This is a genomic window from Erwinia sp. INIA01, assembly GCF_025947915.1.
Lineage (GTDB): Bacteria > Pseudomonadota > Gammaproteobacteria > Enterobacterales > Enterobacteriaceae > Erwinia > Erwinia coffeiphila.
Window position 1 is genome coordinate 21,230 of sequence record NZ_JAPDNC010000017.1, and the last position, 26,626, is coordinate 47,855.

At 55.9% G+C, this 26,626-nt stretch carries 18 protein-coding genes; 9 read left to right on the forward strand and 9 right to left on the reverse strand.

Features of this window, described 5'->3' with window-relative positions; all coding sequences use genetic code 11:
- Positions 1–6 precede the first annotated feature (6 nt).
- Together OMR58_RS23085 and OMR58_RS23090 are read right to left on the reverse strand one after the other, a co-directional pair.
- On the reverse strand, positions 7–810 hold the full coding sequence (locus OMR58_RS23085) for an SDR family oxidoreductase (RefSeq protein ID WP_264547071.1): 804 nt from the start codon (positions 808–810) through the stop codon (positions 7–9).
- Between the two features lie 70 nt (positions 811–880).
- On the reverse strand, positions 881–1,828 hold the full coding sequence (locus tag OMR58_RS23090; protein ID WP_264547098.1) for a sugar-binding transcriptional regulator: 948 nt from the start codon (positions 1,826–1,828) through the stop codon (positions 881–883).
- Positions 1,829–2,321: 493 nt separating this feature from the next.
- Here OMR58_RS23090 and OMR58_RS23095 point away from each other — a divergent pair, with 493 nt between their 5' ends.
- Entirely contained in the window at positions 2,322–2,618 is a 297-nt protein-coding gene (locus OMR58_RS23095; protein WP_200562390.1) for a helix-turn-helix domain-containing protein, read from the forward strand.
- A 109-nt stretch (positions 2,619–2,727) separates the two neighbouring features.
- On the opposite strand, the gene OMR58_RS23100 is transcribed toward OMR58_RS23095, so the two are convergent.
- Together OMR58_RS23100 and OMR58_RS23105 are read right to left on the reverse strand one after the other, a co-directional pair.
- Entirely contained in the window at positions 2,728–3,165 is a 438-nt protein-coding gene (locus OMR58_RS23100) for a DUF4186 domain-containing protein (RefSeq protein ID WP_264547072.1), read from the reverse strand.
- A 40-nt stretch (positions 3,166–3,205) separates the two neighbouring features.
- Positions 3,206–4,120, reverse strand: coding sequence for a LysR family transcriptional regulator (locus OMR58_RS23105; protein WP_200562381.1), 915 nt, complete (start codon positions 4,118–4,120; stop codon positions 3,206–3,208).
- A 109-nt stretch (positions 4,121–4,229) separates the two neighbouring features.
- Here OMR58_RS23105 and OMR58_RS23110 point away from each other — a divergent pair, with 109 nt between their 5' ends.
- Positions 4,230–5,549, forward strand: a complete 1,320-nt coding sequence (locus OMR58_RS23110) for a nucleobase:cation symporter-2 family protein (protein WP_264547073.1) — start codon at positions 4,230–4,232, stop codon at positions 5,547–5,549.
- The gene (locus tag OMR58_RS23115; RefSeq protein WP_264547074.1) at positions 5,546–6,022 is read left to right on the forward strand and encodes a nucleoside deaminase; all 477 of its coding nucleotides are present in this window, start codon (positions 5,546–5,548) and stop codon (positions 6,020–6,022) included. The genes OMR58_RS23110 and OMR58_RS23115 overlap by 4 nt, the downstream gene beginning before the upstream one ends.
- Positions 6,023–6,044: 22 nt before the next feature.
- Here the strand turns inward: OMR58_RS23115 and rsxA are convergent, their stop codons facing one another.
- Positions 6,045–6,626 (reverse strand): electron transport complex subunit RsxA, encoded by a 582-nt coding sequence (gene rsxA, locus OMR58_RS23120; RefSeq protein WP_105593045.1) that lies wholly within the window; start codon positions 6,624–6,626, stop codon positions 6,045–6,047.
- 290 nt (positions 6,627–6,916) lie between these two features.
- Here rsxA and OMR58_RS23125 point away from each other — a divergent pair, with 290 nt between their 5' ends.
- Positions 6,917–7,504 carry an LOG family protein gene (locus tag OMR58_RS23125; RefSeq protein WP_264547075.1) on the forward strand — a complete coding sequence of 196 codons (588 nt, stop codon included), beginning with the start codon at positions 6,917–6,919 and terminating at the stop codon, positions 7,502–7,504.
- Positions 7,497–7,907 (forward strand): NUDIX hydrolase, encoded by a 411-nt coding sequence (locus OMR58_RS23130; RefSeq protein ID WP_264547076.1) that lies wholly within the window; start codon positions 7,497–7,499, stop codon positions 7,905–7,907. The genes OMR58_RS23125 and OMR58_RS23130 overlap by 8 nt, the downstream gene beginning before the upstream one ends.
- Before the next feature lie 212 nt (positions 7,908–8,119).
- Here OMR58_RS23130 and OMR58_RS23135 read toward each other — a convergent pair whose 3' ends face one another.
- The 4 genes from OMR58_RS23135 to OMR58_RS23150 are packed head-to-tail and all read right to left on the reverse strand — an operon-like array spanning position 8,120 to position 11,982.
- A complete protein-coding gene (locus OMR58_RS23135) occupies positions 8,120–9,061 on the reverse strand; it encodes a sugar phosphate isomerase/epimerase family protein (RefSeq protein ID WP_105593048.1) in 942 nt (313 codons plus the stop codon).
- Positions 9,062–9,082: 21 nt separating this feature from the next.
- Positions 9,083–9,511: a PTS sugar transporter subunit IIA gene (locus OMR58_RS23140; protein ID WP_264547077.1), complete on the reverse strand. Its 429-nt coding sequence runs from the start codon at positions 9,509–9,511 to the stop codon at positions 9,083–9,085.
- Between the two features lie 24 nt (positions 9,512–9,535).
- The gene (locus tag OMR58_RS23145) at positions 9,536–10,549 is read right to left on the reverse strand and encodes a Gfo/Idh/MocA family protein (protein ID WP_105593050.1); all 1,014 of its coding nucleotides are present in this window, start codon (positions 10,547–10,549) and stop codon (positions 9,536–9,538) included.
- 23 nt (positions 10,550–10,572) lie between these two features.
- Positions 10,573–11,982, reverse strand: coding sequence for a sugar porter family MFS transporter (locus OMR58_RS23150; RefSeq protein ID WP_105593051.1), 1,410 nt, complete (start codon positions 11,980–11,982; stop codon positions 10,573–10,575).
- Positions 11,983–12,690: 708 nt separating this feature from the next.
- Here OMR58_RS23150 and OMR58_RS23155 point away from each other — a divergent pair.
- The 4 genes from OMR58_RS23155 to OMR58_RS23170 all read left to right on the forward strand — a co-directional run bounded on the left by OMR58_RS23155 (position 12,691) and on the right by OMR58_RS23170 (position 26,612).
- On the forward strand, positions 12,691–13,560 hold the full coding sequence (locus OMR58_RS23155; protein ID WP_264547078.1) for a helix-turn-helix transcriptional regulator: 870 nt from the start codon (positions 12,691–12,693) through the stop codon (positions 13,558–13,560).
- 228 nt (positions 13,561–13,788) lie between these two features.
- Positions 13,789–15,504, forward strand: a complete 1,716-nt coding sequence (locus tag OMR58_RS23160) for a ShlB/FhaC/HecB family hemolysin secretion/activation protein (RefSeq protein WP_264547079.1) — start codon at positions 13,789–13,791, stop codon at positions 15,502–15,504.
- Between the two features lie 80 nt (positions 15,505–15,584).
- Positions 15,585–26,225 (forward strand): hemagglutinin repeat-containing protein, encoded by a 10,641-nt coding sequence (locus OMR58_RS23165; RefSeq protein ID WP_264547080.1) that lies wholly within the window; start codon positions 15,585–15,587, stop codon positions 26,223–26,225.
- Entirely contained in the window at positions 26,226–26,612 is a 387-nt protein-coding gene (locus OMR58_RS23170; RefSeq protein WP_200562341.1) for a hypothetical protein, read from the forward strand.
- The last annotated feature ends 14 nt before the right edge of the window (positions 26,613–26,626 follow it).

Genomic DNA, 26,626 nt, shown 5'->3' on the forward strand with positions numbered 1-26,626 from the left:
CTCTCCTTAACCGCGAGTTTTACCGCCAGCGATGTTAGTGGTCACTCCGGTTATATAGCTTGCACGCTCTGAAAGCAGGTAACAGGTGAAGTCCGCGACTTCGCTCAGGCGGCCAGAGCGGCCGATCGGGATGGCATTTTTGCTGTAGCCGTCGCGCAGCTGCTGCACACTGATATTGCGCGTCCAGGCCAGCGCCTCTTCATATTCCGGGGTACGCAAACCGGTTTTCTCCAGAATGCCCGGCGCAACGCCCACTACGCGAATGCCGTGTTTGCCCAGCTCTTTTGCCCATGAGCGGGTAAAGCTGTTCAGCGCCGCCTTGGTTGCCGCATAGCAGCTCTGGCCTTCGGAACCTTCCAGCCCGCTTTCCGATGAGACATTAACGATCACCCCTTCGCGCTGTTTGACCATCTGCCGCGCGACCGCCTGCGACATTAAGAACACGCCTTTTTGATTGATATTGACCATTTTCTCAAAGGCCGCTTCATTCAGTTCATAACGGCCCGCCGGTGCCTTTTCATCGACTAATAAACGCGGGAAGTTGACCCCGGCGTTATTGACCAGGCCATCAATGCGGCCAAATTTTTGAATGATATTTTCTACGCTTTGATTAACGTCAGTCGCGCTGGAAATATCGGTTGGCCAGAAATGATAATTCTCGCCATTATGATATTTATCACCGCCGTGGATATCGGTCATCTGCACGTTAGCACCCTGTGCCAGTAATTCATCGACGATTGATAAACCAATTCCCGATGCGCCACCGGTGACGATAATTATTTTCCCTTCCAGGTTTAACCATGTGTTCATTTCATGCCCCTCGTTTTTTAGATAAAGGGATTCCCCGCAGAAAAATCTGCGTGAAATCACGTTGTTATTTTTACTTCAGTAACGACTCGGCAGTTTCTCTATTCGTTATCAGACCATTAATATATTTACCGTGCAGTGCGCCAAGGATGCCCGCGTATTTGGCTTCCCCCATCGCAATGCCGATGCGATAGCGCGCCTGTTTTAGTTTTTCCATTTTTATCGACAGCGTTTTTTCATTCATATTGGTTTCAACCATTTCGCCGTCGATATCGTAAAAGCGCGAACAGATATCGCCGACCACGCTGCGGGCGTTGAGATCGTCACTCTCTTCGCTGCCGTAAAACGCGTGCCAGTTTGCTCCGTCGCGGATCGCCGGGGAGCCAATCCCGACCAGAGCGACATCCAGATTGTCCCAGTAGGAAGAGATGGTTTTAAAATGCTCGGACTGCATAATACCGTTGCGAATCAGTGTGTTGTCCAGCAGCGCCGGGAAATCTGCCAGGTGAGACTCTGCTTTTAACTTTGCGGCGGCGTCGTAGGTTAGCGTATTCACGTGATAGCGGCTTTCCAGTTTCCCGGACGGGCCGCCGATAATCGGTACGCAAATCGTATGCCGCGACTGGCCGGCCTGCGGCAGATTGTCGACCAGTGCACGTAAGGCCCGGCCCCATGAAAAACCGACGATATCGCCCGGTTCCAGCAGTCTGTCTACCAGCTGCGCGCCGTGCTGGCCGATGATGTTCAGCTGGTCGTCCTCCAACGGCGATTCACAGGAAGCGACCACTACCTCTTTCAGGCCGAATTTCTGTTTTAGCTGCTGTTCCAGCCACAGGTTTTCGTTGCAGTCGTAGTTGATGGCAATCGTCACGATGCCCTGATCCCGGCCGCGTTTCAGCAGGCGGCTAATCGTGGTGCGGTAGATCCCCAGTTCGCGAGCAATTTGTGCCTGCGTCATATCCTGCTCGTAATAGAGCTGGGCGATTTTTACAATCAGGCGGATATCGTCGCTGGTTTCCATCGTCATCCTCGGGTTTCTGCACATTTGTGCAAATCACGTTTTCGCTGTCCTGATCTGATATAACCCGATCGATGAACGACTTAAAAGTAATATTCACGTGTTTCAGGCCAGTTTTACGGAGCTTTGTCTTGCACATTTGTTTAATGATTGGGTGTTTTCCGGCACGTTTGTGCAGATGGTGCTAATCAATTGATTATGCTGTTTTTTGCCGGGCAAGTTTGCACGAGGTGGTGGTGGGCACTTTTGTGTAGAAAGGTGTAATGGATCACATTTAGTTCGACAGGTAATGGTTTAGGCAATTTCTTCGCCATTTCAGGCGCGAGGCGGATAGTGACTTTTTACAGCTTATGAGCTGTTTATATTTATTACAACTTACAGGCTGTATCAGATTTTATACAGTCTTTAAGCTGTATTTTGCATTAACAGCCTATCGGGTGTAAAGTGGCAGGGCCGCTTATAGTTTGTACAGATTTAGAATGAGGGTCGAAACTCTATGAATACTGTTTATCCGTTGAAGACCCTGAATCAGCTGAGGCCGCTGCTGGTTGGTTTCCGTAAGGAAAAAGGGATGACGCAGAAGGATGTGTCAGAAAGGTTGGGTGTAACACAGCAAACCTATGCTCGCCTGGAAGCCAATCCTGCCAGCGCCAGCATCGAACGTCTGTATAAGGTGTTTACTGTGCTGGGCATTGAAATGGTGCTCTCTGCCGGACCTTATTCGCCGATGGTCACTGCTGCGAAGGAGCCAATGAAAGAAGTCTATTCGCCTGCCAGACAGGAGAAATGGTGAAACTATGCGGCGTACTCAGCAGCGTTTAGCTATCTGGATGAACGGCATTCATGTGGGCATGCGACAGCAGTGCGGAAGACTGGCCCAGAACACATAAAATCCGACGCGCTCACAGTAAATCCATCTGCCCGCCATCTTCCTGATATTTTTTAACGACTTTCCCTGTTTTCCTGATTTTTTCCGGCGGAGCAGGCCGCTGCATCTCATGGTTAATCCAGTGCAGAATAACTTCGCAGACCCACTGCTGCTGCCGTTCAGTCATCGGTTGATGCTGAGGGATATCATGCCATTTACTCAGGCAGCCACGGCAGCAGGTGGCGGTGGCGTGCTGGGCGACAAACACCGGATGGCCGCGCATCGGCGTCTGTTTTCCGTCATTGGCCGGTTCTGCCGGTGCCAGTCGGGCACGGACAAACTCTGCGGTATGCTGCTCGACCAGCGCCCGGCCTTTCTCCTGGCAATAGCGATATTCCGCGCTGCCCAAATGAAAGCGCTGACGGAACGGGGAGCGGGCAAGCCGCTGGAAGAGGTGATCGAGAGTATTCATAGCCGGGTCGTTTCAGGATTAATTCGTCGGATTGCCATGCTTATAAAGTCGTTCGGTTGCCACTGTTATCGTGCTCGAAAATTTTGTGCTGAATGATGCGATTTCGCAGCCAGTTAAGCGAATTGCCCACGTTCTTTTTCTTCGACCAGAGCAAATCGACGCCAACCACCCAGTCCGTATGAGGATATTCCTGCTGGCGCAGTTCGACAAGCGTACCTTCGCTAAGCTCTTTCTGAACAAACAGACGCGGCAGAGATGCCCACCCCAATCCCGCGATGGCAGCGGCAATCATGGCGTTATAACTTTCTACGCGCCAAAGCATCGGACTGCCAAGATATTCTGTCGTCGCAATATGCTGTTCCTGGAGGCCAAAAGTGATATGCCGCCAGCGATGCAGATCTGTAAATGAGACGGGGCTTTGATTCACCAGTGGGTGTGAGGCACTGACGACATGAACCATAATTAATTTTCCCAGTTGAATAAACTGGAGCCGATCGCTATCAATACGCCGGGAGAGGACAATTCCCGCATCAACTTCTCCACGGCTCACCAGGCCCGCAACATCGCCGTGATGGGGTTCTCGGATATGGATATCAACCTGGGGAAAGGTCATAGCAAATTCATATAAAACAGGCGCAATTGTTGGGTAAGGTACTTCAATCGCCAGGGTGATGCAGGCCTCAGTCTGAATGTTGTAATCCGCCACCCTTTGTTCAAGGACGTTGCATTGTTCGAGTACGGTTTTTATATACTCCCGCAATACCGTTCCTTCCCCGGTTAATGTGACCTGGCGGGGAGAACGCTCAAATAAGCGGACATTAAATTCATCCTCAAGATTACTCATTGCCATGTTCACCGCTGACTGCGACCGCTTCATATTTCGCGCGGCGGCAGAAAATGAACCCGATCGGGCAACCTGCTCGAACACCATAAGCTGTTCCAATGAATACTTCATATTAGCCCCGAGATTTCAATAAAACTGAAAGCAGCTAACTAACTTATATCATGTTTACCCACATATAGTTGGCCATCTCTTTCCTTTGCGAGTTCATTAGGGGATTAACATGGCTAATATTGTAGACAACCAGAACACCGCTGACCCGCTGACAATAAAACGTATTGCGTCTCTGGGGATTCAGCATGTTTTAGTGATGTATGCCGGTACGGTTACCGTACCGCTGATTCTGGCGGCCGTGCTGAAATTGAGCAGCAGTCAGACGATTACGTTGATCAACGCCTGCCTGCTGACTTCGGGTCTGGCAACGCTTTTGCAGGCAGTGGGTATTGGGCGTTTCGGCAGTCGTTTACCCTTAATCCAGGGATGCTCTTTTATCGTACTGGCTCCGATGATTATGATTGGGCAACAATACGGTATTGCTGCTATCTTCGGATCGGTGATTGCCTGCGGCCTGTTTACTATGGTGGCTGCGCCCTTTTTTAGCCGCCTGGTGCGTTTTTTCCCGCCGCTGGTTATTGGCTGCGTGATCTCTCTGATTGGCATTTCCCTTATGCCTGCCGCAGCGATATGGCTGGGAGGAGGGAACCCTGATGCCCCTGATTTTGCACAGCCGCAAAATTTGCTACTCGGTTTTTCCACCCTCGCTATCACTCTGTTGTTTTATTGCAATACCCGTGGAGTGATGCGCAACTTCAGTATCCTGTTCGGCCTGCTCATCGGCACTTTTATTGCCTGGCTGTGCAACATGACTCACTTCAGTACCGTGGCAGAGGCTCCCTGGGTCGGTTTTAGCCTGCCGTTTGCCTTTGGTAGCCCACAATTTTCTATCGCACCGATGGTGGTGCTGTGTCTGTCGATGCTGATTGTGATGACTGAGACGACGGGCAATATTTTGATGATAGATAAACTCATCGGGCAGCCAACGACGTCACGGCGTCTGGCCGATGCGATTCGTGCCGACGGACTGTCCACCATGCTTGGCGGTTGCCTGAATAGTTTTCCCTATAACGCCTTCTCACAAAATGCGGGCCTGCTGATGTTGACCAAAGTCACCAGCCGAAGCGTTCTAATGGCGGCTGGTCTTATCCTGGTGCTTATGGGGCTGTTTCCAAAACTCGGCGCTATTGTGGCGTTAATCCCGAATCCGGTGCTCGGTGGGGTGGCTGTTTTAATGTTTGGCATGACCCTGGCGGCGGGTGTTCAGGAGTTGAAAAATGTTGATTTTGGCGATGAGAAAAACGTCCTGATTGTCTCCGTCTCTATTGCGATCGGCGTGCTGCCGGTGGCATTTCCTGCCCTTTTCCAGCACTTACCGGCGTCAATAAGACTGTTTATGAGCAGTGGGATTTTTATCGGTGGATTCACCGCCGTGCTTCTCAATTCGTTACTTCATCGGCGCGCGCTTAAAACGGAGGTTTCACTGTGATTACCCCTGATGATATTCAGTTTCTCCGATTATCTAATGAGGTGGGTCGCCGGGCTATCGCATTGGGTCGACATCCCTTCGGTGCCGTGCTGGTTGCCCCTGATGGCAGCACCGTATTATTAACGCAGTGCAACATTGATACGGTTAATCACGCTGAATCGACGCTGGCCAGAATTGCTGCCAGCAACTACCCAGCGGAATATCTCTGGCGATGTACGCTTTATACGGCAGTCGAGCCCTGTTGTATGTGTGCTGGCACGATCTACTGGGCGAACATCGGTAAAGTGGTTTATGGCATGAGCGAGGATAAGCTGCTGGCCTGCACGGGTGGGCACCAGGAAAATCCAACGATGAGCATCCCGGCTTCCTATATCTTTAGACATGGGCAGAAAGACATCGTGCTACTTGGCCCGGTTGCGGAAGTCGAGGATGAAACGCTGGCCTTGCAGCGTGAATTCTGGCTGGCGCGGTAATCACAGCGAGCGGCTCACGTTCTTACGCCTCCGCCAGCCCGATAAAGCCCATAAATGCCAGCGACATCAGACCGGCGGTAATCAGCGAAATAGGTGCGCCTTTGAAGGGGGCGGGCGTTTCAGCGTGTTCCAGTCGTTCACGAATGGCGGCAAACAGCACCATCACCAACGAGAAACCCACCGCCGCGCTGAAGCCGTAAAATGCGGCATGCAGGAAGCCGTGCTGATGGTTGGTGCTCAGCAGAGGAACGGCGAGTACGGCACAGTTAGTGGTGATCAGCGGCAGGAAAATACCCAGCAGGCGATAGAGCGCCGGGCTGGTTTTGCGGATCACCAGCTCGGTAAACTGCACAACCACCGCGCTGGCGGTAATGTAAACCAGTACCCGCAGATAGGTCAGCTCCAGCGGTACCAGGATCAGATGATTGGCGATCCATGACAGCACCGCCACCAGGGTCAGCACGAAGGTGGTCGCCAGCCCCATGCCGATGGCCATTTCCATCTTCTTTGATGAACCCATAAACGGGCAAAGCCCGAGAAATTTTACCAGCACAAAATTGTTAACCAGCACGGTGCCAATAAAAAGTAAAAAGTATTCCGCCACGGGCTCTTCCCCTGAGAAAAGGGGAAGTATCACCCAAACAGGAATCGTTCTCAATTGTCATCTTTGTAAAGTTAAGTACAGCGAAGCCGCCGATCGTTCAGGCTTCATTCTCTTCAGACATCCTCTTTTCTGACAGGATTGCAGAGCCAAACGGACTAACGCTGCGGGGGCGCATCGGGATAAAAAAGCCACGCTCCGTGACCATTTCTGGCGGCGATGACCGCTCCCGCGTATCTTATGGGCAAATGGCAGTTGCCCTATTTGAACAGAACGATTCCGAAGGAAAAAAGATGAATTCAATCGGCCTTTTTTGCGGTTCAGCTGAAGGATGTTCCCCAGAGTATATGAATGCAGCGCACGCCACGGGCCAGCTGCTGGCGCAAAAGGATATCGCCGTGGTTTATGGCGGTGGCCGGGTGGGGCTGATGGGCGCGGTCGCGGATTCTGCCCTGCAGCACGGCGGACGCGTGACCGGGGTGATCCCTCATGCGCTGTTTGAGCGAGAAATTGGCCATACCGGGCTGACCGAGCTGGTGGTGGTGGAAAATATGCACCAGCGCAAGCAGCGGATGGCCGAGCTGTCCTCCGGGTTTATCGCGCTGCCAGGCGGGGCCGGTACGATGGAAGAGATCTTCGAACAGTGGACGTGGGCGCAGCTCGGTATGCATCAGAAACCCTGCGCATTTCTGGATGTGAACGGTTTCTACCAGCCGCTGAAAGCGATGATTGAGCGCATGGCCGCTGAAGGATTTATCAGGCAGAGCTATATCGATATGCTGCTGTTTTCCGACAGCCTGGCGGAAATTATCGACTACTTTAACGACTACACGCCGCCGGCAACCAAGTGGGCTCCGCCTGCGGGGAGCCAGCATGGTTGATAAGAAGAAGATCCATATTGCCGCTGCGGTGATCGTCGACGATGCCGGGCGTCTGCTGCTGGTGCGCAAGCGTAACACGTCCTACTTTATGCAGCCGGGCGGTAAGCTGGATGCCGGAGAGTCGCCGGAATCCGCGCTGATCCGCGAACTTCGGGAAGAGCTTGATTTGGTGATTACGCCGGACGATCTGACCCCGCTTGGGCAGTTTACTGACGTTGCCGCCAATGAGCCGGATCATCTGCTGGTCGCCGATATTTTCCGTATTCAAAACGTGAGCGGAGAGCTGCAGCCTGCGGCGGAGATCGAAGAGGTGAAATGGGTGTCTGCGGCAGAGTTCGACAGCGTGATGCTGGCACCGCTGACCGCGAAGCAGATTATCCCGCTGGTTTATGCCCCGGTCTGATAATTGTCTGGCTGAATGCTGAATGCTGAATGCTGAATGCTGAATGCTGAATGCTGAATGCTGAATGCTGAATGCTGAATGCTGAATGCTGAAGGCGTGTGAAAAAGGCGTGCAGAGCGCGCCGAGTTTCCGATCTGTTGAGGGTAACGGCATCGCCGCAGCCATGTCGTTACCCCTATCAATTAGGCTTTGAAGCCTTAGCCTGAGCCGATTTAGCGGCTCAGCGTGGCGTTCAGCGCATCAATCGACGTCTGTAATCCCGCTTCCACGCTCATCGTCAGATCTTCCATCTCCAGAGATACGTAGCCGTCGTAGCCGGTCATCCGCAGCACCGAGAAGAACTCCTTCCACCACAGCAGATCCTTGCCGCAGCCCACCGCCACGTAGTTCCAGGTGCGGGTTTTGGTGTTGGTCACCGGCTGATACTCCATCAGGCCGTCAACGTCCGCCAGGCCGCGCTCGATGCGGGCATCTTTACCGTGAACGTGGAAGATCGCGCCTTCCAGCTTGCGCGCCGCTGCGATCGGGTCTGCGCCCATAGCAATCAGATGCGAAGGATCGAGGTTCATACCGATCATCTCATCCACTTCGTTACGCAGGCGCAGCAGCGTGGACGGGTTGTACACCAGCTGGCACGGGAACTCTTCAATGGCGATCTTCTCGATCCCGTGCTGCTTCGCGTGCTGTACGAATTTTTTCCACCATGGGATCGCCACTTCATTCCACTGGTAGTCGATCACGCCAGGCATGTAATCAGGCCAGGAGATGGTCGAGGTGATCCAGTTCGGCACGCGATCTTCCGGTCCGCCGCCCGGCAGGCCGCTCATCATCACGATTTTTTTCACGCCCAGCTTGCCCGCCAGCTCAATGGCGCGATAGCTGCTTTGAGTGTGCTTCTCGCCCAGCTCGCCCGGAGCCAGCGGGTTGCCGGAACAGTTCAGCGCCACGATTTCGATATCGCGCTTAGCCAGCTCCGCCTGGAACTGGCGCAGTTTTTCCGGCGAGCCCAGCAGCTCTTCGGTTTTCACATGCGGGCACGGCGACCAGCCGCCAGCGGTCATTTCCACGCCGGAAATACCGTAGCCTTTCACTTTATCCAGCATATCCGGGAAGGAAAGATCGGCCAGAACATCGGTACATAATGCGAGTTTCATGCTACATCCTTAATAAAAAGATTAATGCTGTTCAAACTGGTCAATAAATTCACGTTTAGTTTTGGCGCTGGCGAGGATTAACGTATTGGCATCATCCCCCAGCATATCGGCAATATCCGCCAGTACCTGAACGTGTTCATTTTTCGTCGCCGCCACGGCCACCATAATAAACACCACCTGACCCGCTCCCCAGCTGACGCCGTTTGGAAACTGGAAAATCAGGAGGCCGGTTTTTTTGACCAGATCGATATGTTCTTTGGCACAGTGTGGAAAGGAGATGCCCGCGCCGATCCAGGTCGAGACGTCTTTTTCCCGCTTCAGCATCGCCTCAAAAAAGCCGGGCTTAACGTAGCCCGCTTTTTCCAGCTCATCCGCAGCGATTTTAATTGCCTCGGTTTTATTCGCGGCCTGGCAATCCAGATAAATAACCTCTTCAGACAATTTCAACATGGCGTTCTCCTGACACTGACTGTGTTATGCCAAATAAAGAGCAGGGCACTCTGGAATAGTGACATCGTGTTTCTGGCCATCTTTCAGCGATGCCAGACCGGCATCACACACCAGCGCAACAACATAGCCATCCCACGATGACGGGCCGGTCATGGCGCTGCCGCGGGAAATATTGTCGACAAAGTTCTGCACTTCACGGTCGTAAGCGGTGGCGAAGCGCTCCATGCAGGACTGGGAAATATGGCGGCTAACGCCGTTGGGTGAGCGGGTGTAGGTCAGCGCCTGCTCGGTCAGGCCACTAATAGCGTTCTCACCGATCACTTCACAGCGAATGTCGTAGCCGTAGTTGCAGTTAACGAACAGCTCGTCATCAATGCGCACGCCGGACTCGGTTTCGAAAATCACAATCAGCGGGTCCTGCAGATGCGGATACGCCCGGCTGGTTTTCTTACGTGGTTTATCCACGCGCACCGAGACGATATTTTCATTCAGCAGATAGCGAATAATGTCGATTTCGTGGGTGGCCGAGTCGTTGACCGCCATTTCCAGCGTATAGCTTTCCGGGACCGACGGATTACGGTGCGCGCAGTGGATCAGCATGATCTCACCCAGTTCACCGCTGGCGATGGTCTGCTTCAGGGCCTGATAGCCCGGGTCAAAGCGGCGCATAAAGCCCAGCTGCAGCAGGCGCTTACCGGCCGCGACTTCGGCGGCGATAATTTCCTGCGATTCATCTGCGGTTGGCGTTAGCGGCTTCTCGCAAAATACCGGCTTGCCGGCTTTAAACGCGGAGAGGATCTGCGCTTTATGCACCGGGCCAATCGAGCAAATAAATATGGCATCAACCTGGTCTGAGTTAATCAGCTCGTCGGCATCATAAAACGCCGTGGCGTGATATTCGGCGGCAACGGCATCGGCGGCTGCACGGTTAATATCACAGACTGCGGTAACCTGCGCGCCGGTAATGACATTGTTAAAACGCTGAAGATGGTCGCGGCCGATCATACCCAGGCCAATTAAACCGATTTTTACCGTCATTTTATTTCCCTTACATCTTTAAGTTAAAAACGAAACTTTTTCTCGATTTGTTCTAACGTCAGCCCGCGCGTTTCCGGCAGATATTTCACCAGCAGAACCAGCATGACGATATTCGTGGCAGCGAAGAAGCCGAAGGTCATTCCGCCGCCGTACTGGCTGAGCAGGACCGGGAAAATAAGCTGGATAATAAAGTCGAAGATCCACAGGCCGAATACCGCAAAGCCCATTCCCACCCCGCGCATCCGCAGCGGATAGATTTCTGCCAGCATCAGCCAGAACACCGGGGCAATCCAACCCTGCATAAAGACCAGGAACACCAACATTAAGCCGAGAATGATGTAGCTGGCGCCGTCGAAGTTCGCGTGAAGCGTGTCAACGCCGTTGAGGGTTTCGGTGTGGAAGAAGACCTTAAAGGACAGGCCGATTAAGATCAGGCTGATGGTGACGCCCGCCTGACCGGTAAAGAACATTTTGCGCCGCGAGTGTTTGCCGATGAGTACCATTCCCAGCAGCGTTGCCAGTACCGATACCACGCCGTTGGCGACTGCGCCGGTAACCGCTGCCGCATCGCCAAGCCCGGTCGACTTCAGCACCGTCGGTGCGTAATACATAATGGTATTAATGCCGGTCACACGGGTGGCAAGGACGATCATTAAACCGATTAACAGCAGCTGTACCACCCAGCGCTTTTTCAGCTCTTCGAACAGATTAAACTTCACCGCATCGGCTTTAATGACCTGCTGGATCTCTCTGATTTCACGCTCAACTTCTTCCGGTGCGCGAAGGGTCTTTAATACGTTAATGGCTTTTTCGGTTTCGCCGCGGCGCATAAAGAAGCGCGGCGATTCCGGCATCATTAACATGCCGATCCACAGCAGCGCGCCCGGTAGTGCGGGAATGGCCAGCATGATGCGCCAGTTGTGGCCCATATCCGGATAAAGATTAACGATGGTGGCGTTGACGCTGTAGGCGAGGAACTGCCCGGTCACAATCATCAGTTCGTTAACCGTCACCAGCCGCTCACGCTGATCGGCGCGCGCCAGCTCGGAGATGTAAATCGGCACCGTCACCGAGGCACAGCCGACCGCCAGGCCCAGAATAAAGCGCGCCACAATCATTGAGGGCACATCCCAGGCAAATGCCGTACCCAATGCACCAAACATAAAGATAGCGGCAACCCACAGCAGGTTTTTGCGTCGCCCCTGTTTATCGGAAAGATAGCCGCCAAATAAAGAGCCTAACGCCGCACCGAACAGCAGGAATGAGGTAATAAAGCCTTCTTCTGCAGGCGTCAGATTTAAATCATATTTCATAAAGATTAATGCGCCGGAAATAACCCCGGTGTCATAGCCGAAACACAGACCGCCTATCGTTGAGACGATAGTAATCATCCGCATCCGTTTATTATTTTGCAGGTTTGTAATATTAGACATAACTGTTCCATCTGGTTATAAGGTAAAACAGGGACGAGCCGATATTATCGATTAGGTTATGATTAATTAATTTTTATAGCGCAAAGCTGGCGCTAAATATTCAGTCACCCTTTTCTGAATGTGAAAGACAGAGTGGGAATCTAATTTTCACCGGTTGTTACGTAGTGAAAGTGCTGTCGTTGAGGTTACGTTACATCAAAGTGAAAATAAAAAACCATGAGGGCGAAAAGATAAGATTTAAGAACGTGCCGGAGATCATAAAATGCGCATGATATTGCGTATTTTGAGTGACACCAATCACATTAACCATCGTCATGATTGACAAAGCAAGAATGAAGATGTGCCGAAATTGATGTTTCGAAATTCACTTTAATACATATACCGTTTTGATGATTTTTAATTATTTCCGCGTTCCACCGGATAAAGTGGGGGATTTTTGAGCGACAGATCGTCAGCGATTTTTCTCTATTTACACATTTGTATTAAAAATGACTTTGTCCGGTGTGATTTATGAACAGATTTAAAATGTGACGGCGATCATGTTTCCTTTTCTGCAAAATTAGCGATAGCAAATTTATACATTTCTGCCACTGGCGATTATTTTCAAAACTTTTAAACTCAACAGGTTAAATAATCATAAAAAGCAAAAATGATGACTACTGCCGTCATTGATGATGCAAGAATAGCGGCACACCCACTGGAGACATCATGCAGATCTACTGCCTCAACCCACAGTCCTCTTCCCGCTTCTTTGAGCAGGGCACACGGCCAAAACTGGCTTTTGTCTGCAAGGCTGAAGGCATGGAGGCCGCCATTCCGCGCGTGATGCACCAGCATGATGACCGCTTCGAGCTGATGTTTATCGCTGAGGGCAGTGGCATTTACAACATTGACGGTCGCGGCTATCACGTGACGCGCGGCGACATTCTGCTGTTTAACCACGGCATCCTGCATGATGAAAATCCCCATGCCTCAGACGATCTGCTGATTTTTAGCTGCGGAGTTGAACAGCTGAAGTTTGACGGGCTGCCGCTTAATTTCCTTACCGCCCGTTCGCAGGTTGCGGTCATGCCCAGCGGTGAGGCTTACGCCGAGATTTGCGGAATGTTCGGACAGATGTGGCAGCACGTTAGCAGCAGAAGCTTATACGGGGAAGAAATCAGCCAGGCATTGCTCAGCGCACTGTTACTGCTGTGCCGCAGTATCTGGGTTGCCAATAAGCAGGAAAAGGAAACCTCGGAATCGCTGCTGGGGCAGAGAATTAAAGATTACATCGACAGCCGCTATAAAAGTGATATTGCCCTTAAATCGATTACCGCTGCGCTAAATATGAACCAGTTTTATCTGGCACACGTATTCAAAGCCTATTCAGGCTATTCCCCTAAGCAGTATCAAACCCGACGGAGAATAGGCGAAGCGCAGACGCTACTGCTCAGTACCGATTTAGGCGTAACGGAAGTCGCTAATGCGGTGGGCTATGACAACGTGAATAACTTCCACCGAATCTTTCATAATCTTGTTGGCATACCGCCGGCCCGCTATAAAAAATTCTGGCTTACCGGTCAGATAAAATCCTGATTTTTAATATTCAACTGGAAAGTGGATTAAATCATTCCGGTACAGTCTGAATATTTTATCAATTTAATTTGCATTTTCTCCTTTGGCTCCAATAGTATTGTCGCCTGACATATTGTTTTACGATTTGCAGTATTTTGAACAGGCACCTTAATACGATCGCAGCCTGCTTTCTGGTTTGGAAAGCGAAAGGCGAGGTGCCGTCATGGATGACAACGCAAGGAGCAGGGAATGCGCCAGGACTGCGCTCAGGGTTTATTACGTCTTATCCGGTGGGGATGGCTTGGCCTGTCCGTCGCCGTCACGCCGGTATTGGCTTCACCCAACAGCCCCGCGCGGGAAGCCGCCTCGATAGATGCGCAGGAACAGCTACGCCAGCAGGAGCGCGAGCGCGTGCTGCGCGAGGAAAATACCCCGCAGCCCGATGCCCGGCTGCGCCGCCCGGATGTGGCTCTGCCCGATTATCCGCAAAATGAGTCTCCCTGCTTTATTATCAACAGCCTGCGCCTGACCGGGGATTCCGCCGATCGTTTTGGCTGGGCGCTGAATGCCGCAAAGGGCGCAAAAGGGCGCTGCCTCGGTAGCCAGGGTATCGTGCTGACGATAAACAAGGTACAGAACGCCATTCTGGCCGCAGGCTATGTCACGACGCGGGTGATGGCGCAGGAGCAGGATCTGACGACCGGCGTGCTGACTCTGACGCTGCAGCCGGGCCGTATCGGCCAGGTTCGCTTTGACGATACCGTTTCGTGGCGCGGTCGGCTGTGGAATGCCATTCCGGCCTCCCCCGGTGAGATCCTTAACCTGCGTGATATCGAACAGGGTCTGGAGAACTTTAAACGCGTTCCCAGCGCCGCCGCCGATATTCAGATCGTTCCCGGTCAGCAGGATGCGACCAGCGATCTGCTGGTGAACTGGCAGGAAGGCCGCCCGGTACGTTTGAGCCTGGGGCTGGATGACAGCGGGTCGAAAAGCACCGGCCGCTACCTGGGATCGGCTACACTGGCTGTGGATGCTCCCTTTGCCCAGAACGACTTGTTCTACGTGAATGCGGGCAAAGACCTGTTTGAACACGGGCCGTTTGGCAACCATTCTCATGCCCTGAACTACTTTTTCCCGTTCGGCTACTGGGCGCTGTCGGCCAACTACAACAACTATACCTACCACCAGAATATCCCTAACGCCAACGAGGTGCTGACCTACAGCGGCAAAAGTAACAATGCCCAGCTGACCCTGTCGCGGCTGATTTTTCGTAATCAGTCGTACAAAACCACGCTGAATCTGCGCGGCTGGCGCAAGCGTTCCACCAATGCGGTCGACGGCATCAATATGGATCAACAGAGCCGCCGCACCGCCGGATGGGAAATTGGCGTTAATCAGCACAGCTACCTCGGCGACAGCACGCTGGATGCCAATATCAACTGGCATCGTGGTACGGGTGCATTGGGCGCGAAGCGCGCCCCGGAAGAACTCACCCACAGCGGCAGTGCCCGTACCGGCATCCTGCTGGCGGCTCTCAGTCTTAATCAGCCTTTCGCACTGGCGGAACAGCCGTGGCGCTACTACACCGCGGTGCGCGGCCAGTGGAGCAGCAACGCACTGACGCCGCAGGAGCGCATGGCCATAGCCGGGCGCTATACGGTACGCGGCTTTGACGGCGAGCAGATGCTCTCCGGCGAGAAGGGATTTCTGTGGCGCAACGAGCTGGCGTGGAACGTGCTGGCACAGGGGCAGGAGCTGTACCTGGCTGCGGACTACGGGCGCGTAAACGGACCCGGCACCCGCTATCTGGTTGGACACCAGCTGGCGGGCAGCGCCCTTGGCGTGCGGGGATCGCTATGGCAGCGGTTCAGCTACGACCTGTTTGCCGGCGTGCCGCTGTATAAAGCGGACAGCTTCCACACCTCAGGCGCTACGGCGGGTTTTAGCCTGAACCTGGAAATCTGACACCGCTGATTATCCTTTACCGCTGGCAGGAAACGCCACGGCGGCACCAAACGGACTGGCTTTTTTCACGGACGAAAATCATGAATAAACATTGCTATCGCCTTATCTTCAGCCGCACTCACGGAGAGCTGCGGGTGGTTTCCGAGCTGGCCCGCAGCTGCAGTACCGAACCGGGGCAGAGCCGGGGCAGCGCTGCGCCACGGCTGTGGGTGACCGTTCGCCGTGCAGTGTGGATGCTGGGGCTGGCTATCGCCGCCGGACCTGCCATCGCCGGTGGGATCGTGGCCGACGGCAGCGCGGCTCCCGGCCTGCGTCCGCAGGTGATTGCCACGCAGAACGGGCTGTCGCAGGTCAACATTACTGCGCCGAATCAGGCGGGCGTCTCGCACAACCAATTCACGCAGTTTGATGTCGATCGGAATGGCGCGATCCTCAACAACTCATCGCTGATGACCTCCACGCAGCTGGCCGGGATGATCCAGGGTAACCCGAATCTGAAGCCGGGCAGTGCGCCTGCACGCGTGATCCTCAACGAGGTGAACAGCAATAATCCCAGCCAGCTGCGTGGTTTTCTGGAAGTCGCGGGCGGGCGTGCTCAGGTCATTGTTGCCAACCCGTCGGGGATCGTATGCAGCGGCTGCGGCACCATCAACGCCGGGCGAATGACGCTGACTACCGGTAAACCACAGCGGGATGCCAGCGGAGCGATCTCCGGCTATCAGGTCGAGCGCGGCACGATCCGCATTGAAGGCGGCGGCCTGAATGGCGATGCCCGTCACGACACAGGCTATGTCGATCTCCTTGCCCGTGCGGTTGAGGTCAATGCCGGCATCTGGGCTAACGATGAACTGGCGGTGATTGCCGGCCGCAACCGCATCAGCGCCGACGGCAAGTCGGTACAGCCGATCTCCGGCGGCGATGCAAAGCCCGAGCTGGCAATCGATATGGGCCAGATGGGCGGCATGTACAGCGGGCAAATCCGCATGATCGGTACTGAAACTGGCGTTGGCGTGCGGAATCAGGGCGGGCATCTGCAGGCGGGAAACTCACTGACCGTTAGCAGCGCCGGGCGTCTGGTGTGGCAGCCGGGCAAGCAGGAGGCGTTCACGCAGGCCGCTGGCAACATCACGCTAACCGCGCAGGACAGCATTGAGCATCACGGCAAACTGCACAGCGGCGGTACGCTGACCGTCGAAAGCCGTGGAGGCGATATCCGCCAGTCCGGCACGCTGGCCGCCGCCGGGGATGTGCACCTTAAAGCGGGTGGTAATATCACCAGCAGCGGGTATCTGCTGGCGGGCAGTAATGCCAACAGCCAGCTGGTACAGGCGGCGGATCTGACCTTAAAAAGCCAGGGGGATATCCGCGCCAGCGGCAGCCTGCTGAGTAAAAAAGAGGTCAGTCTGAGCGCGCGGCAGGTCGATATCAGCCAGAGCCAGCTCGCTGCCAGCCACGCCACGATAGCGGCGAAAAGCGGCAGTGTGGCGATCCGCCAGGCGAAGATTGACAGCGGCAGCCTGGACATCAGGACAACGGGAAATATAGAGGCGCAGCAGTCGCAGGTGAAAGCCGAGCGCTGGGATATCAGCGCCAGCAACCTGCTGAACCACGAGGGTGCCTGGTCGCAGTCGGCAAGCGCGGAAAGCCGCTTTACGATCAGCGACACGCTGGACAACAGCCACGGCACGATCGAAGCGCAGCGGCTGGCGTTGAACAGTGGCAGCCTGATTAACCAGCACGGGCGGCTGGTTTCCCTGGATGGCACCGCGCAACACTGGCAGATCGCGGGGGATCTCAATAACACCCGTGGTGAACTGGGCAGCAATGGCGATCTGGCACTTGATGCTTCGCGCCTGATAAACCAGAGCGGCACCCTCGTCAGCCAGGCGGCGCTTACCGTCAGCACTGAAGGTGATATTGATAATGCCGCCGGTCAGCTACTGGCGGGAAAACGCCTGACGCTGAATACCGCAGGCGCGATCGATAACCGTGGTGGTACTCTGAACGGCGGCGAGCTGAAGATGACGATGCAGCAGCTGCACAACGCGCAGGGCAGCGTGATCAGCCAGGGCGATCTGAACCTGGCTTCTCAGCAGGGCCTCGATAACCGGCAGGGGATGATTGGCGCGGGCGGCAGACTGACCATCACCACGGAAGGCGACTGGCACAATCAGGCCGGTACGGCGCAGGGCGAAACCGAGCTGAGCGTATCTGCGCAAAATATTGATAACGCGGGCGGCAGGCTGCTCTCCGGCCAGCGGCTGGCGCTGAATGCCCGTAGTGCGCTGGACAACCGCGACGGCGAAATCGGCGGTGAAACGCTCAGGCTGATTGCCGGGAGGATCGACAACAGTAACGGGCGGATTATCGGCCAGCACTCGCTGACGCTGGAGGCCCGCCAGGCGCTGCAAAATACCCTCGGGCTGCTGGCCGCCGGAAAACAGCTGGATCTGGCGGCTCAGCGATTTAATAACGCCGAAGGCCGGATCGTCGCGCAGCAGGATCTTAAACTGAACGCACAACAGGCTCTGGATAACACCGGTGGACTGCTTGAGGCGGGTGAACGGCTGTCGGTCAGCAGCGGCGGAGAGTGGGATAACCGCAAGGGTACTGCGCAGGGTGGAACCGCTGTTATCGCAGCCGCTGCCCGCCTTGATAATCGCGGCGGCAGATTGCAGTCCGGCGGCGATCTTCAGCTCAGCACGTCGGGCGATGTGCTGAATCAGGCCGGGCGGCTGACGGCGCAGCGGGCGCTGGGCTGGCAGGGCGGTGCAGGCAGCGGCCTGAATAATGACGGCGGTTCACTGCAAAGCGGCGGCTCGCTTTCCCTGACCGGTGGCCAGCTCAGCAACCGCCAGCAGGGCGTGGTGTTAAGCCAGCAGGCACTGTCGCTGGCACTGACGGGTGAGTGGAATAACCAGGACGGCACGCTGACCGGCAGCGGCGATACCGCGATCCACGCCGCTGCGCTGAACAACGAGCAGGGGGTGATTAATGCGCTCGGCAGCCTGGATATGCAGCTTAGCGGGCGGCTGGATAACGGCAGCGGTCGCATTTTCAGCCAACGCTCGCAGGTGCTTCAGGCGCAGGATATTTTTAATATTCAGGGCTGGATGGGTAGCCAGGGCGGCTGGCGTGCCGTCAGCGGCACTTTCGATAATCATCAGGGCAGCGTGCAAAGCCAGCAGGATGTCACGCTTGTCGCAACCAGCCTGAACAACGGGCTGGGCATGATGCAGTCCGCCGCCGGGCTGGCACTGCAAATCACCCGGGATATCGTTAACCATGCGGGGAAAATCAGCGCGGGCGGGCAGCTGAGCGTGCAGGGAGAAAATGCCACCGCGGCCGGTCGGCTGAATAACGCCGGTGGGCAGCTGCTGGCGGGTGAGCGGCTGACCGTATCCGCACGGGAAGTGGATAACCGCCAGAGCGGCCTGCTCTACAGCCAGCAGCAGATGATGCTGATGCTGGGCGGGGGGCTTGATAACCGTACGGGCCAGCTGCAAAGCGGAGAAAGCCTGACGCTGGTGGCACAATCCCTGCTGAACGGCGACGGAGCGATAGACAGCCAGCAGCAGCTGGCTCTGCGCATTCTCGGCGAGATCGGCAATGCCGCCGGGGCAATCCGCAGCAACGGCGATCAGCACATTACCGCGGGCCAGATCGATAACCGCAAGGGCGTATTCAGCAGTCGTGGCGGCATGGAAATGACCGCCGTGCGGCTGGAGAATACCGATGGCACGGTGATTAGCCAGGGCCGTGGTATTTACCGCGTTGAAACGCTGAATAACCGCCAGGGTAAGATCCACAGCGGCGATACGCTGACGCTGACCGCCACGCAGGTAAGCAATCAGAGCGGGCAGCTGGTTTCCACCGGAGCCCTGGCCCTTCATACCGCACAGCTGGATAACAGTGCAGCAGGAACGATCAGCAGCCAGGACGCACTGAGCGTGCAGGCGGAGCGACTGAACAACCGCGACGGCGGCCTGCTGCTGGGCAGCGGGCTGACGACACTCACCGTGCAGACACTGGATAACACCGCTGGTCGGCTGCAAAGCGCCGGTGCGATGACATTCAGTGGACTCAATACGCTGGATAATCGGCAGGGGCGTATTCTGGCTAACGGCGCGCTCAGTTTTAATGCCGGTGCCGTGGCTTCTGCCCTCGCACTACTCAACCAGGGTGGCACCATCCAGAGCGGCAATACGCTGCACCTCAATACCCGCACGCTGAACAATCAGGGCGGCATGCTGCAAAGTCAGCAGGCCCTGACGCTGGCAGTACAAACGGACTATACCCATCGCGCAGGCGATACCCTGAACAGCAACACCGCAGTCACGCTGACCGTGGCCGGTGTGATGACCAACCTCACCGACTGGCTGCTGCCCGGCAGCCTGACCATTAACAGTACGCATCTGACCAACCGCGGATCGCTGGTGGGGAAAGTGCTGCGGCTGACAACCGGCATGCTGGTCAACGGCGGGCGACTGGAGGCCGACCGGATGACGCTGAACGTCGACAGTCTGGATAACGCGGCTGCGGTGATGGGTGATGAGATAACGATCCATGGCCGGATCGTCGATAACCACGGCGAGGCGGCAGCGATCGCCGCCGTGCAGGATCTGGATCTGCAGGCGACGCAGCGCATTACTAACCGCGACGGATCGCTGATCTACAGCGGAGATCGTCTGCATCTTGGCAACGGCGATCTGATCGAAAACCGCGCCAGCTTTATCGAGGCCGATGGTGATATCACGATCGAGGCCCGCCGTCTGGAGAATCTGCGCGAAGGGCTGGAAATTGAGCGTGACGCGGAGAAAAGCGAATACAAGTGGCATCGGTATAACTACTACTGGCGATCGTATGGATCTGAAATAGGCACCGATAAAAACACCATGGCACCGACTACACAGCAGCTGACGTTCCGGAATGATGATGCGGTGCAAAACAACCGTTACGGTACGCTGTTAGAGATCGATGCGGCAGGAAAACGGGCCAAAGTAAGGGTGAAGTTTGACCAGGGGGCTGTGACCGAAATTTGGGTGAATTATCTCTCTCTGGTCCCCCATACCGACGGTAGCTATGCCATGACGTTTTATGAAACGCGAGGCTTCCGGCAAAACAGCGTGCCAACGCCTTATCACAACACATTCTGGCGTGAGCACAATCGCGGGCGTCTTGAACAATGGGACCCTGAAAGGCATCTGGACATCTTTGATGCGCCGTTTGTAGACGATTACAACAACCTCCGCGAGCGTTCCGTTACCGGCACCGCATCGCGCGACAGGCTGATCTCGGAAGGCACCGGCGCACGTATCCTGGCGGGCGGCAGTATGGCACTGCATATCACCGACAGGCTGCTGAACGATGCCAGCACCATTTCCGCCAACGGCAATCTGTCTATCGGCGGCGGTGGGACGGTGGAAAATAAAGGCTATTCGGTTAATGAACGCCGCCAGGAATACATCGTTGACCACTACGATCGTAATACCAAACACTGGTATCCCACTTTCAATCGTGATGAAACGACGGCGCTGACCACTATTGACGGCATCATTACCGGCAACGGTAACGTCACCATCAGCGGTGCCAGCATCAGCAACACCACGGTCAATCAGGCGCAGATTAGCAGCGTGGAAGCGGCGCTGAAGGCGGCGGAAGCCGAACGCGCCGAGTGGCGGCGCAATCCGCTGGCCTTTGAGGTTGAAGGAGCAGGCCGTCAGGAGGGGGAAACGCAGCTTGCGCCGGGCAGCAAGCCATCGGAGACGATAACCTTCCCCGGGCGGCCGCTGCTGCCAGCTGAACTGGCGCTCACCGAAAAACAGCATCTGGGTGACGTTGCGACCTCAATACCGAATAACGGGTTGTTCCGCCAGGATACTGCCGCTGGCTCTCCGTTCCTGATCGTCACCGACGAGCGTTTTACCAGCCGCAGCAAATTTATCAGCAGCGACTACATGCTGGAGCGGGTGGGCTACGACCCGTCCCGGGTACAAAAACGGCTGGGCGACGGCTTCTATGAGCAGCGCCTGGTGCGGGAGCAGGTGTTGAAGCTGACCGGCCGCGCATCGGTCCGGGGCGAAGACGCCATGGAGCAGTACCAGCAGCTGATGAATAACGGCGTGAAGGTGGCGGAGGCGTTTAGTCTGGTACCGGGTGTGGCGCTGACGCCGGAGCAGATCTCGGCACTTCAGCAGGATATCGTCTGGCTGGTCAGTGAAACCGTACAGACCGCCAGCGGCCCGCAAACGGTATGGGTTCCGAAAGTGTACCTGGCGCAGAACACCCTGCGGCTGACCGGCGACGGCGCGCTGATCGCCGGGGGGAATCTGCAACTTTCCGCCGACAGCGTGCAGAACGCGGGCAACCTGTTCGCCGATCGGGCGCTCAGCATTGATGCGACAGACTTCCGCCATCAGGGCGGAGAGATAAAAGCCGACAGCATCAACGTGCAGGCCGACAGTCTGTCGATAAGCACCAATCTGCAGGATGCCCTGCGGCAGGCAACGATGAGCGCCGGGGATATCTCTTTGAGCGGTAGCGACATCAGCCTGCAGGGCGCGAAGCTGGATGCCACGCAGAACCTCAGCCTTAGTGCGCGTAACAGTCTGGATATCTCGGCGGCGAAAAGCAGCCACGCCGCCAGCCTGGAGGTGATCTCCGGGGCGATGGGCAATCGTAATACCGGCGTGACGGAAGAAGCCGGTAAGCGGATGGCGCAGGTCAGCGGCGAATGGCAGCAGGCGCAGGGCAGCCAGCTCAGTGCCGGGGGCAACCTCAGCCTTCAGGCCGGGCAGGATATCACCCTGCAGGGCAGCCAGGTTAAAGCCGGAGAGCAGCTTGGCGTGCAGGCGGGCGGCGATATCAAACTGCTGGCGGACAGCACCAGTAATAAAACACAGCTGGAGGCCGGAGCGCGTACCACATCGGTCAGCAACAGTCGTGAAGAGGAACGCCTGCTGCTCAGCACGCTTAGCGGCGACAAAGGCGTGAGCCTGCATGCGGGTAACACGCTGCTGGCTGCAGGCGCACAGGTTGACAGCACGGCGGGCAGCATTGGATTAAGCGCCAACGATGTGACCATTAAAGAAGCGCATCAGCAGACGCAGGATCTGGACAGCGAACGACGGGGCGGAGGGAAATCCAAAAGCAGCCGCGTGGTGGACTCTTCGCGCGATGAGGTCACAGGCAGCACCTTCAGCGGGCGTGATGGCGTCACCGTTATTGCGCGTGAGGGCGATATCACCGCCACCGGCAGTACGCTGCATAGTGAAAAAGGGGGCATTGCGCTACAGGCGAAGAACGATGTGCTGCTGAACAGCGCCACGGAGCAGCAGTCGGAATACGTTGAATCGCACTCTCAGAAAAAAGGATTCCTGAAAAAATCCACCACCCATACGGTGCAGAACGATCGCGTGACGCGTAAGCAGGGCACCTTGCTGAGCGGCGACACGGTCAGTGTGGTCGCCGGGAAGGATCTAACGGTCAGCGGTTCGGCGATTGCCGCCGACCGGGACGTGGCTCTGCAGGCCGGTAACAACGTGGATATCCGCGCCGCCACGGAAAGTGAATCCCACTACCTGCTGGAGGAGAAGAAAAAAAGCGGGCTGATGGGCAGCGGCGGCATTGGCTTCAGCGTCGGTAAACAGTCCACGCGCCATGAGATCGATGAACAGGGCACCCGCCAGAGCCAGAGCGTCAGCACGGTGGGCAGCAGCCAGGGCAGCGTCAGCATTACGGCGGGCGATAAGCTGCATATCGGTGGTGCCGATCTGGTGGCGGGGAAAGATCTGACCCTGAGCGGCGACAGCGTGCAGATCGATCCGGGCTACGATCTGCGCAACCGCAGTGAGGCATTTGAAACGAAGCAGAGCGGGCTGAGCGTGGCGCTGTCGGGAACGGCAGGTAGTGCGCTGAACACGGCGGTCAGCACCGCGAAACAGGCGAGGAAGGAGAGCGACGGAAGGCTCAGCGCGCTACAAAATACTCAGGCTGCACTCTCCGGCGTGCAGGCGGCACAGGCGCTGGAGCGGGACGGACTGCTGACTGAAGCCGCGAATGCCAGCAACGCCGCAGCCGGTCTGCAATCGGGCGACAACGGCGCGGCGCAGGGTGCCACTAATACCGTGGGGATCAGCGCATCTTACGGCAGCCAGTCGTCGAAAAGTGAAACGCGCAGCGAAAGCCGCCAGTCGCAGGGCAGCACGCTGACTGCCGGGCAGAACCTGTCGATCAACGCCACCGGGAAAAACAAAACCGGCGGAAGCGGCGACATCACCCTCAGCGGCAGCGCGCTGAAGGCGGGCGGCGGGATGACGCTGGACGCCGCGCGGGATATTAACCTGCTGTCGGCGCAGAACACCGAACGCACCGAAGGCAGGAACAGCAGCCACGGCAGCAGCATGGGGGCGGGCGTGGGCGTGGGGGCTGGCGGTACCGGCCTGAACGTTTCCGCCAGCGTGAATGCCGGTAAAGGTCATGAAAAAGGCCACGGCCTGACGCATACTGAAACCACGCTGGATGCGGGCGGTGGCATCAGCCTGACCAGCGGGCGCGACACCACGCTGAAGGGCGCACAGGTCAGCGGCGAGAAAATTACCGCCGACGTGGGCCGTGACCTGACGCTGCAAAGCGAGCAGGACAGCGATCGTTACGACGCGAAGCAACAGAACCTCAGTGGCGGTATCAGCGTGCCGGTGGGGGCAGGTAGCGGTTCGGGTTACCTCACCGCCAGCCGGGACAAGCTGCACAGCAACTTCGACAGCGTGAACGAGCAGACCGGGCTGTTTGCCGGTGACGGCGGCTATCAGATTACGGTGGGTAAGCACACGCAGCTTGACGGTGCGGTGATTGCCAGCACGGCGGATAAAGCAAAAAACAGCCTGGACACCGGTACGCTGGGCTGGAGCGATATCGACAACCGGGCGGACTTCAGCGCGGAGCACAGCGGCGGCTCGCTGAGTTCCGGTGGCCCGGTGGGCAAAGACCTGCTGACCGGTATGGCCGGTGGAATGTTGTCCGGCTGGAACAACAGCGGCCATGCGGCAGGCACCACGCAGGCCGCGGTCAGCGACGGTCAGCTGACCCTCCGCGACGGAGAGCATCAGCAGCAGGATATCGCGGAGCTGAACCGGGACGTGGAGCACGCCAACGACGGCAGCATCAGTGCGATCTTTAACAAAGAGAAAGAGCAGAAACGCCTGAAGGAAGCGCAGCTGATCGGCGAGCTGGGGATGCAGGCGATGGATATCGCGCGGACGCAGGGAGAGATAGCGGCGCTGGAGGCGCAGAAAGATCCGGCGAAGCTGGCGGCAGCGCGTGAGCAGCTGTTGAGCCAGAGCCGGAATAACGGCCGGGACGTGACGGACGCAGCGGTGGCGCAGCAGGCGTATAACAATGCGCAGGCGGAGTGGGGCACCGGCAGTAACGTGCAGAAGGCGATGCAGGCGGTGACGGGAGCGCTGACGGCGCTGGCCGGGAATAACCTGGCGGGGGCGCTGGCGAGCGGCGCATCGCCGTATCTGGCGACGGAAATCAAGAAACGCATCGGCGAGGACAACGTTGCCGCCAATGCGATGGCACACGCGGTACTGGGTGCCGTTACCGCCGAACTGAATAACCAGTCAGCGCTGGCCGGTGGCGTGGGTGCAGGCGGCGGTGAGCTGACGGCCCGGTTCATTATGGAGCAGCTGTTCCCGGGTAAACAGCCGTCGGAGCTGACTGAAAGCGAGAAGCAGCAGGTCAGCGGCCTGAGCCAGCTTGCGGCTGGGATTGCCGGAGGGGTGGCGTCAGGGGATATCTCCGGAGCGGTAACCGGTGGGCAGGCTGGTAAGAATGCGGTTGAGAATAATTCTCTGGCCGGGGATAAAGCACGGGAGTCGGTTAAAGAAAGTACCGAATACTGGAAAGAGAAAGTCAGAAAAGCCATGGGAGAAAACACGGCTTCCCAGTTAACAAACGGTCTGCTCAACCTGGTGAGCGGTACTGGCGACGGTGCGATACTTGCTGCGGATACGGTGTTTGATGTGACGGCAGCGCTGGCTGCCTGTGCAACGGAAAACCCTTACTGTACGCAGGCAAAAGAGGATTTAGCCAAAAAAGATAAGGCAGCATTCCAGACACTAAACTCGCTGATAAACGGCAATGTGTGGAACAATGTCAAAAACGGGGCGATAAAAGCCGCTCAGGGCGATCAACAGGCGCTTGAAAATCTGGCGGGGATTATTACCGGGGCACTGATACCGGGGAAAATAGTATCTTCGGGTGGAAAGGCCGGGGGTGAGGCAGGTACTATTTCGAAAGGAAGCAAGCCTTCCGCTGAGTCTGTAGCGGCTGATACTGCGAAGAACACTCAGCTATCAACGGGAACTGTCTTTGATTCGATTAAGGCAACTCAGCCAGTACATCCAGGATCTGTAATTCCCCAATCCTTTGAAATGTTATTACCCAATGGCCAAAAAATATGGGTACATGGAAATGCAACTGAGCATATGGCAGAGTATGCGGCATCTAAAGCTGTTACACATACCCCCGAGGCTGTGAGGCTTGCCAGTCAGGAAGAGTTGAGAAGCTTCCAGGCTGCTGTTAATACGGCAACTAAAAATCGTATGCCGTATGGTGAGAGAATTACTGTCGATGGTTGGCAATTGGAGATTAAACCACCCCGTGCGGCCGGTGAGTTACCAACGATCATTCATGCCAGATATACAGGATCAAAGTAAGTGGATATAGAAATTAATAACCCTATACGCATGACATTGGATGTTATAGAGCTTGATGACCATCTTCCTTCAATGAAGTTTAGCGTTCATATGCAGGTGGAAAAATTTGGTGGCTATAATTTAAATATCAATACATTAGTGTGGATAGAATGTCAGTCTTTTGACAATTTTATAATCAATATGCGAAAAGGAGAAGTAGCTCTTCTCAGGGATATGAATAGTAATTTTGAGCTACAAATAGATCCCTTCCGGGGATGTATTGAATGGTCTCTTCTTAAAGAAGCTCTGGATGGATACAGTACTTCGGCAAGAGGATGTGAGAAGTTAACTGACGAGTCAAAACGTGCATTTTATGATGCGTTTAATAATTATCCGAAATGGTGGTAATTAACAAAAGATCC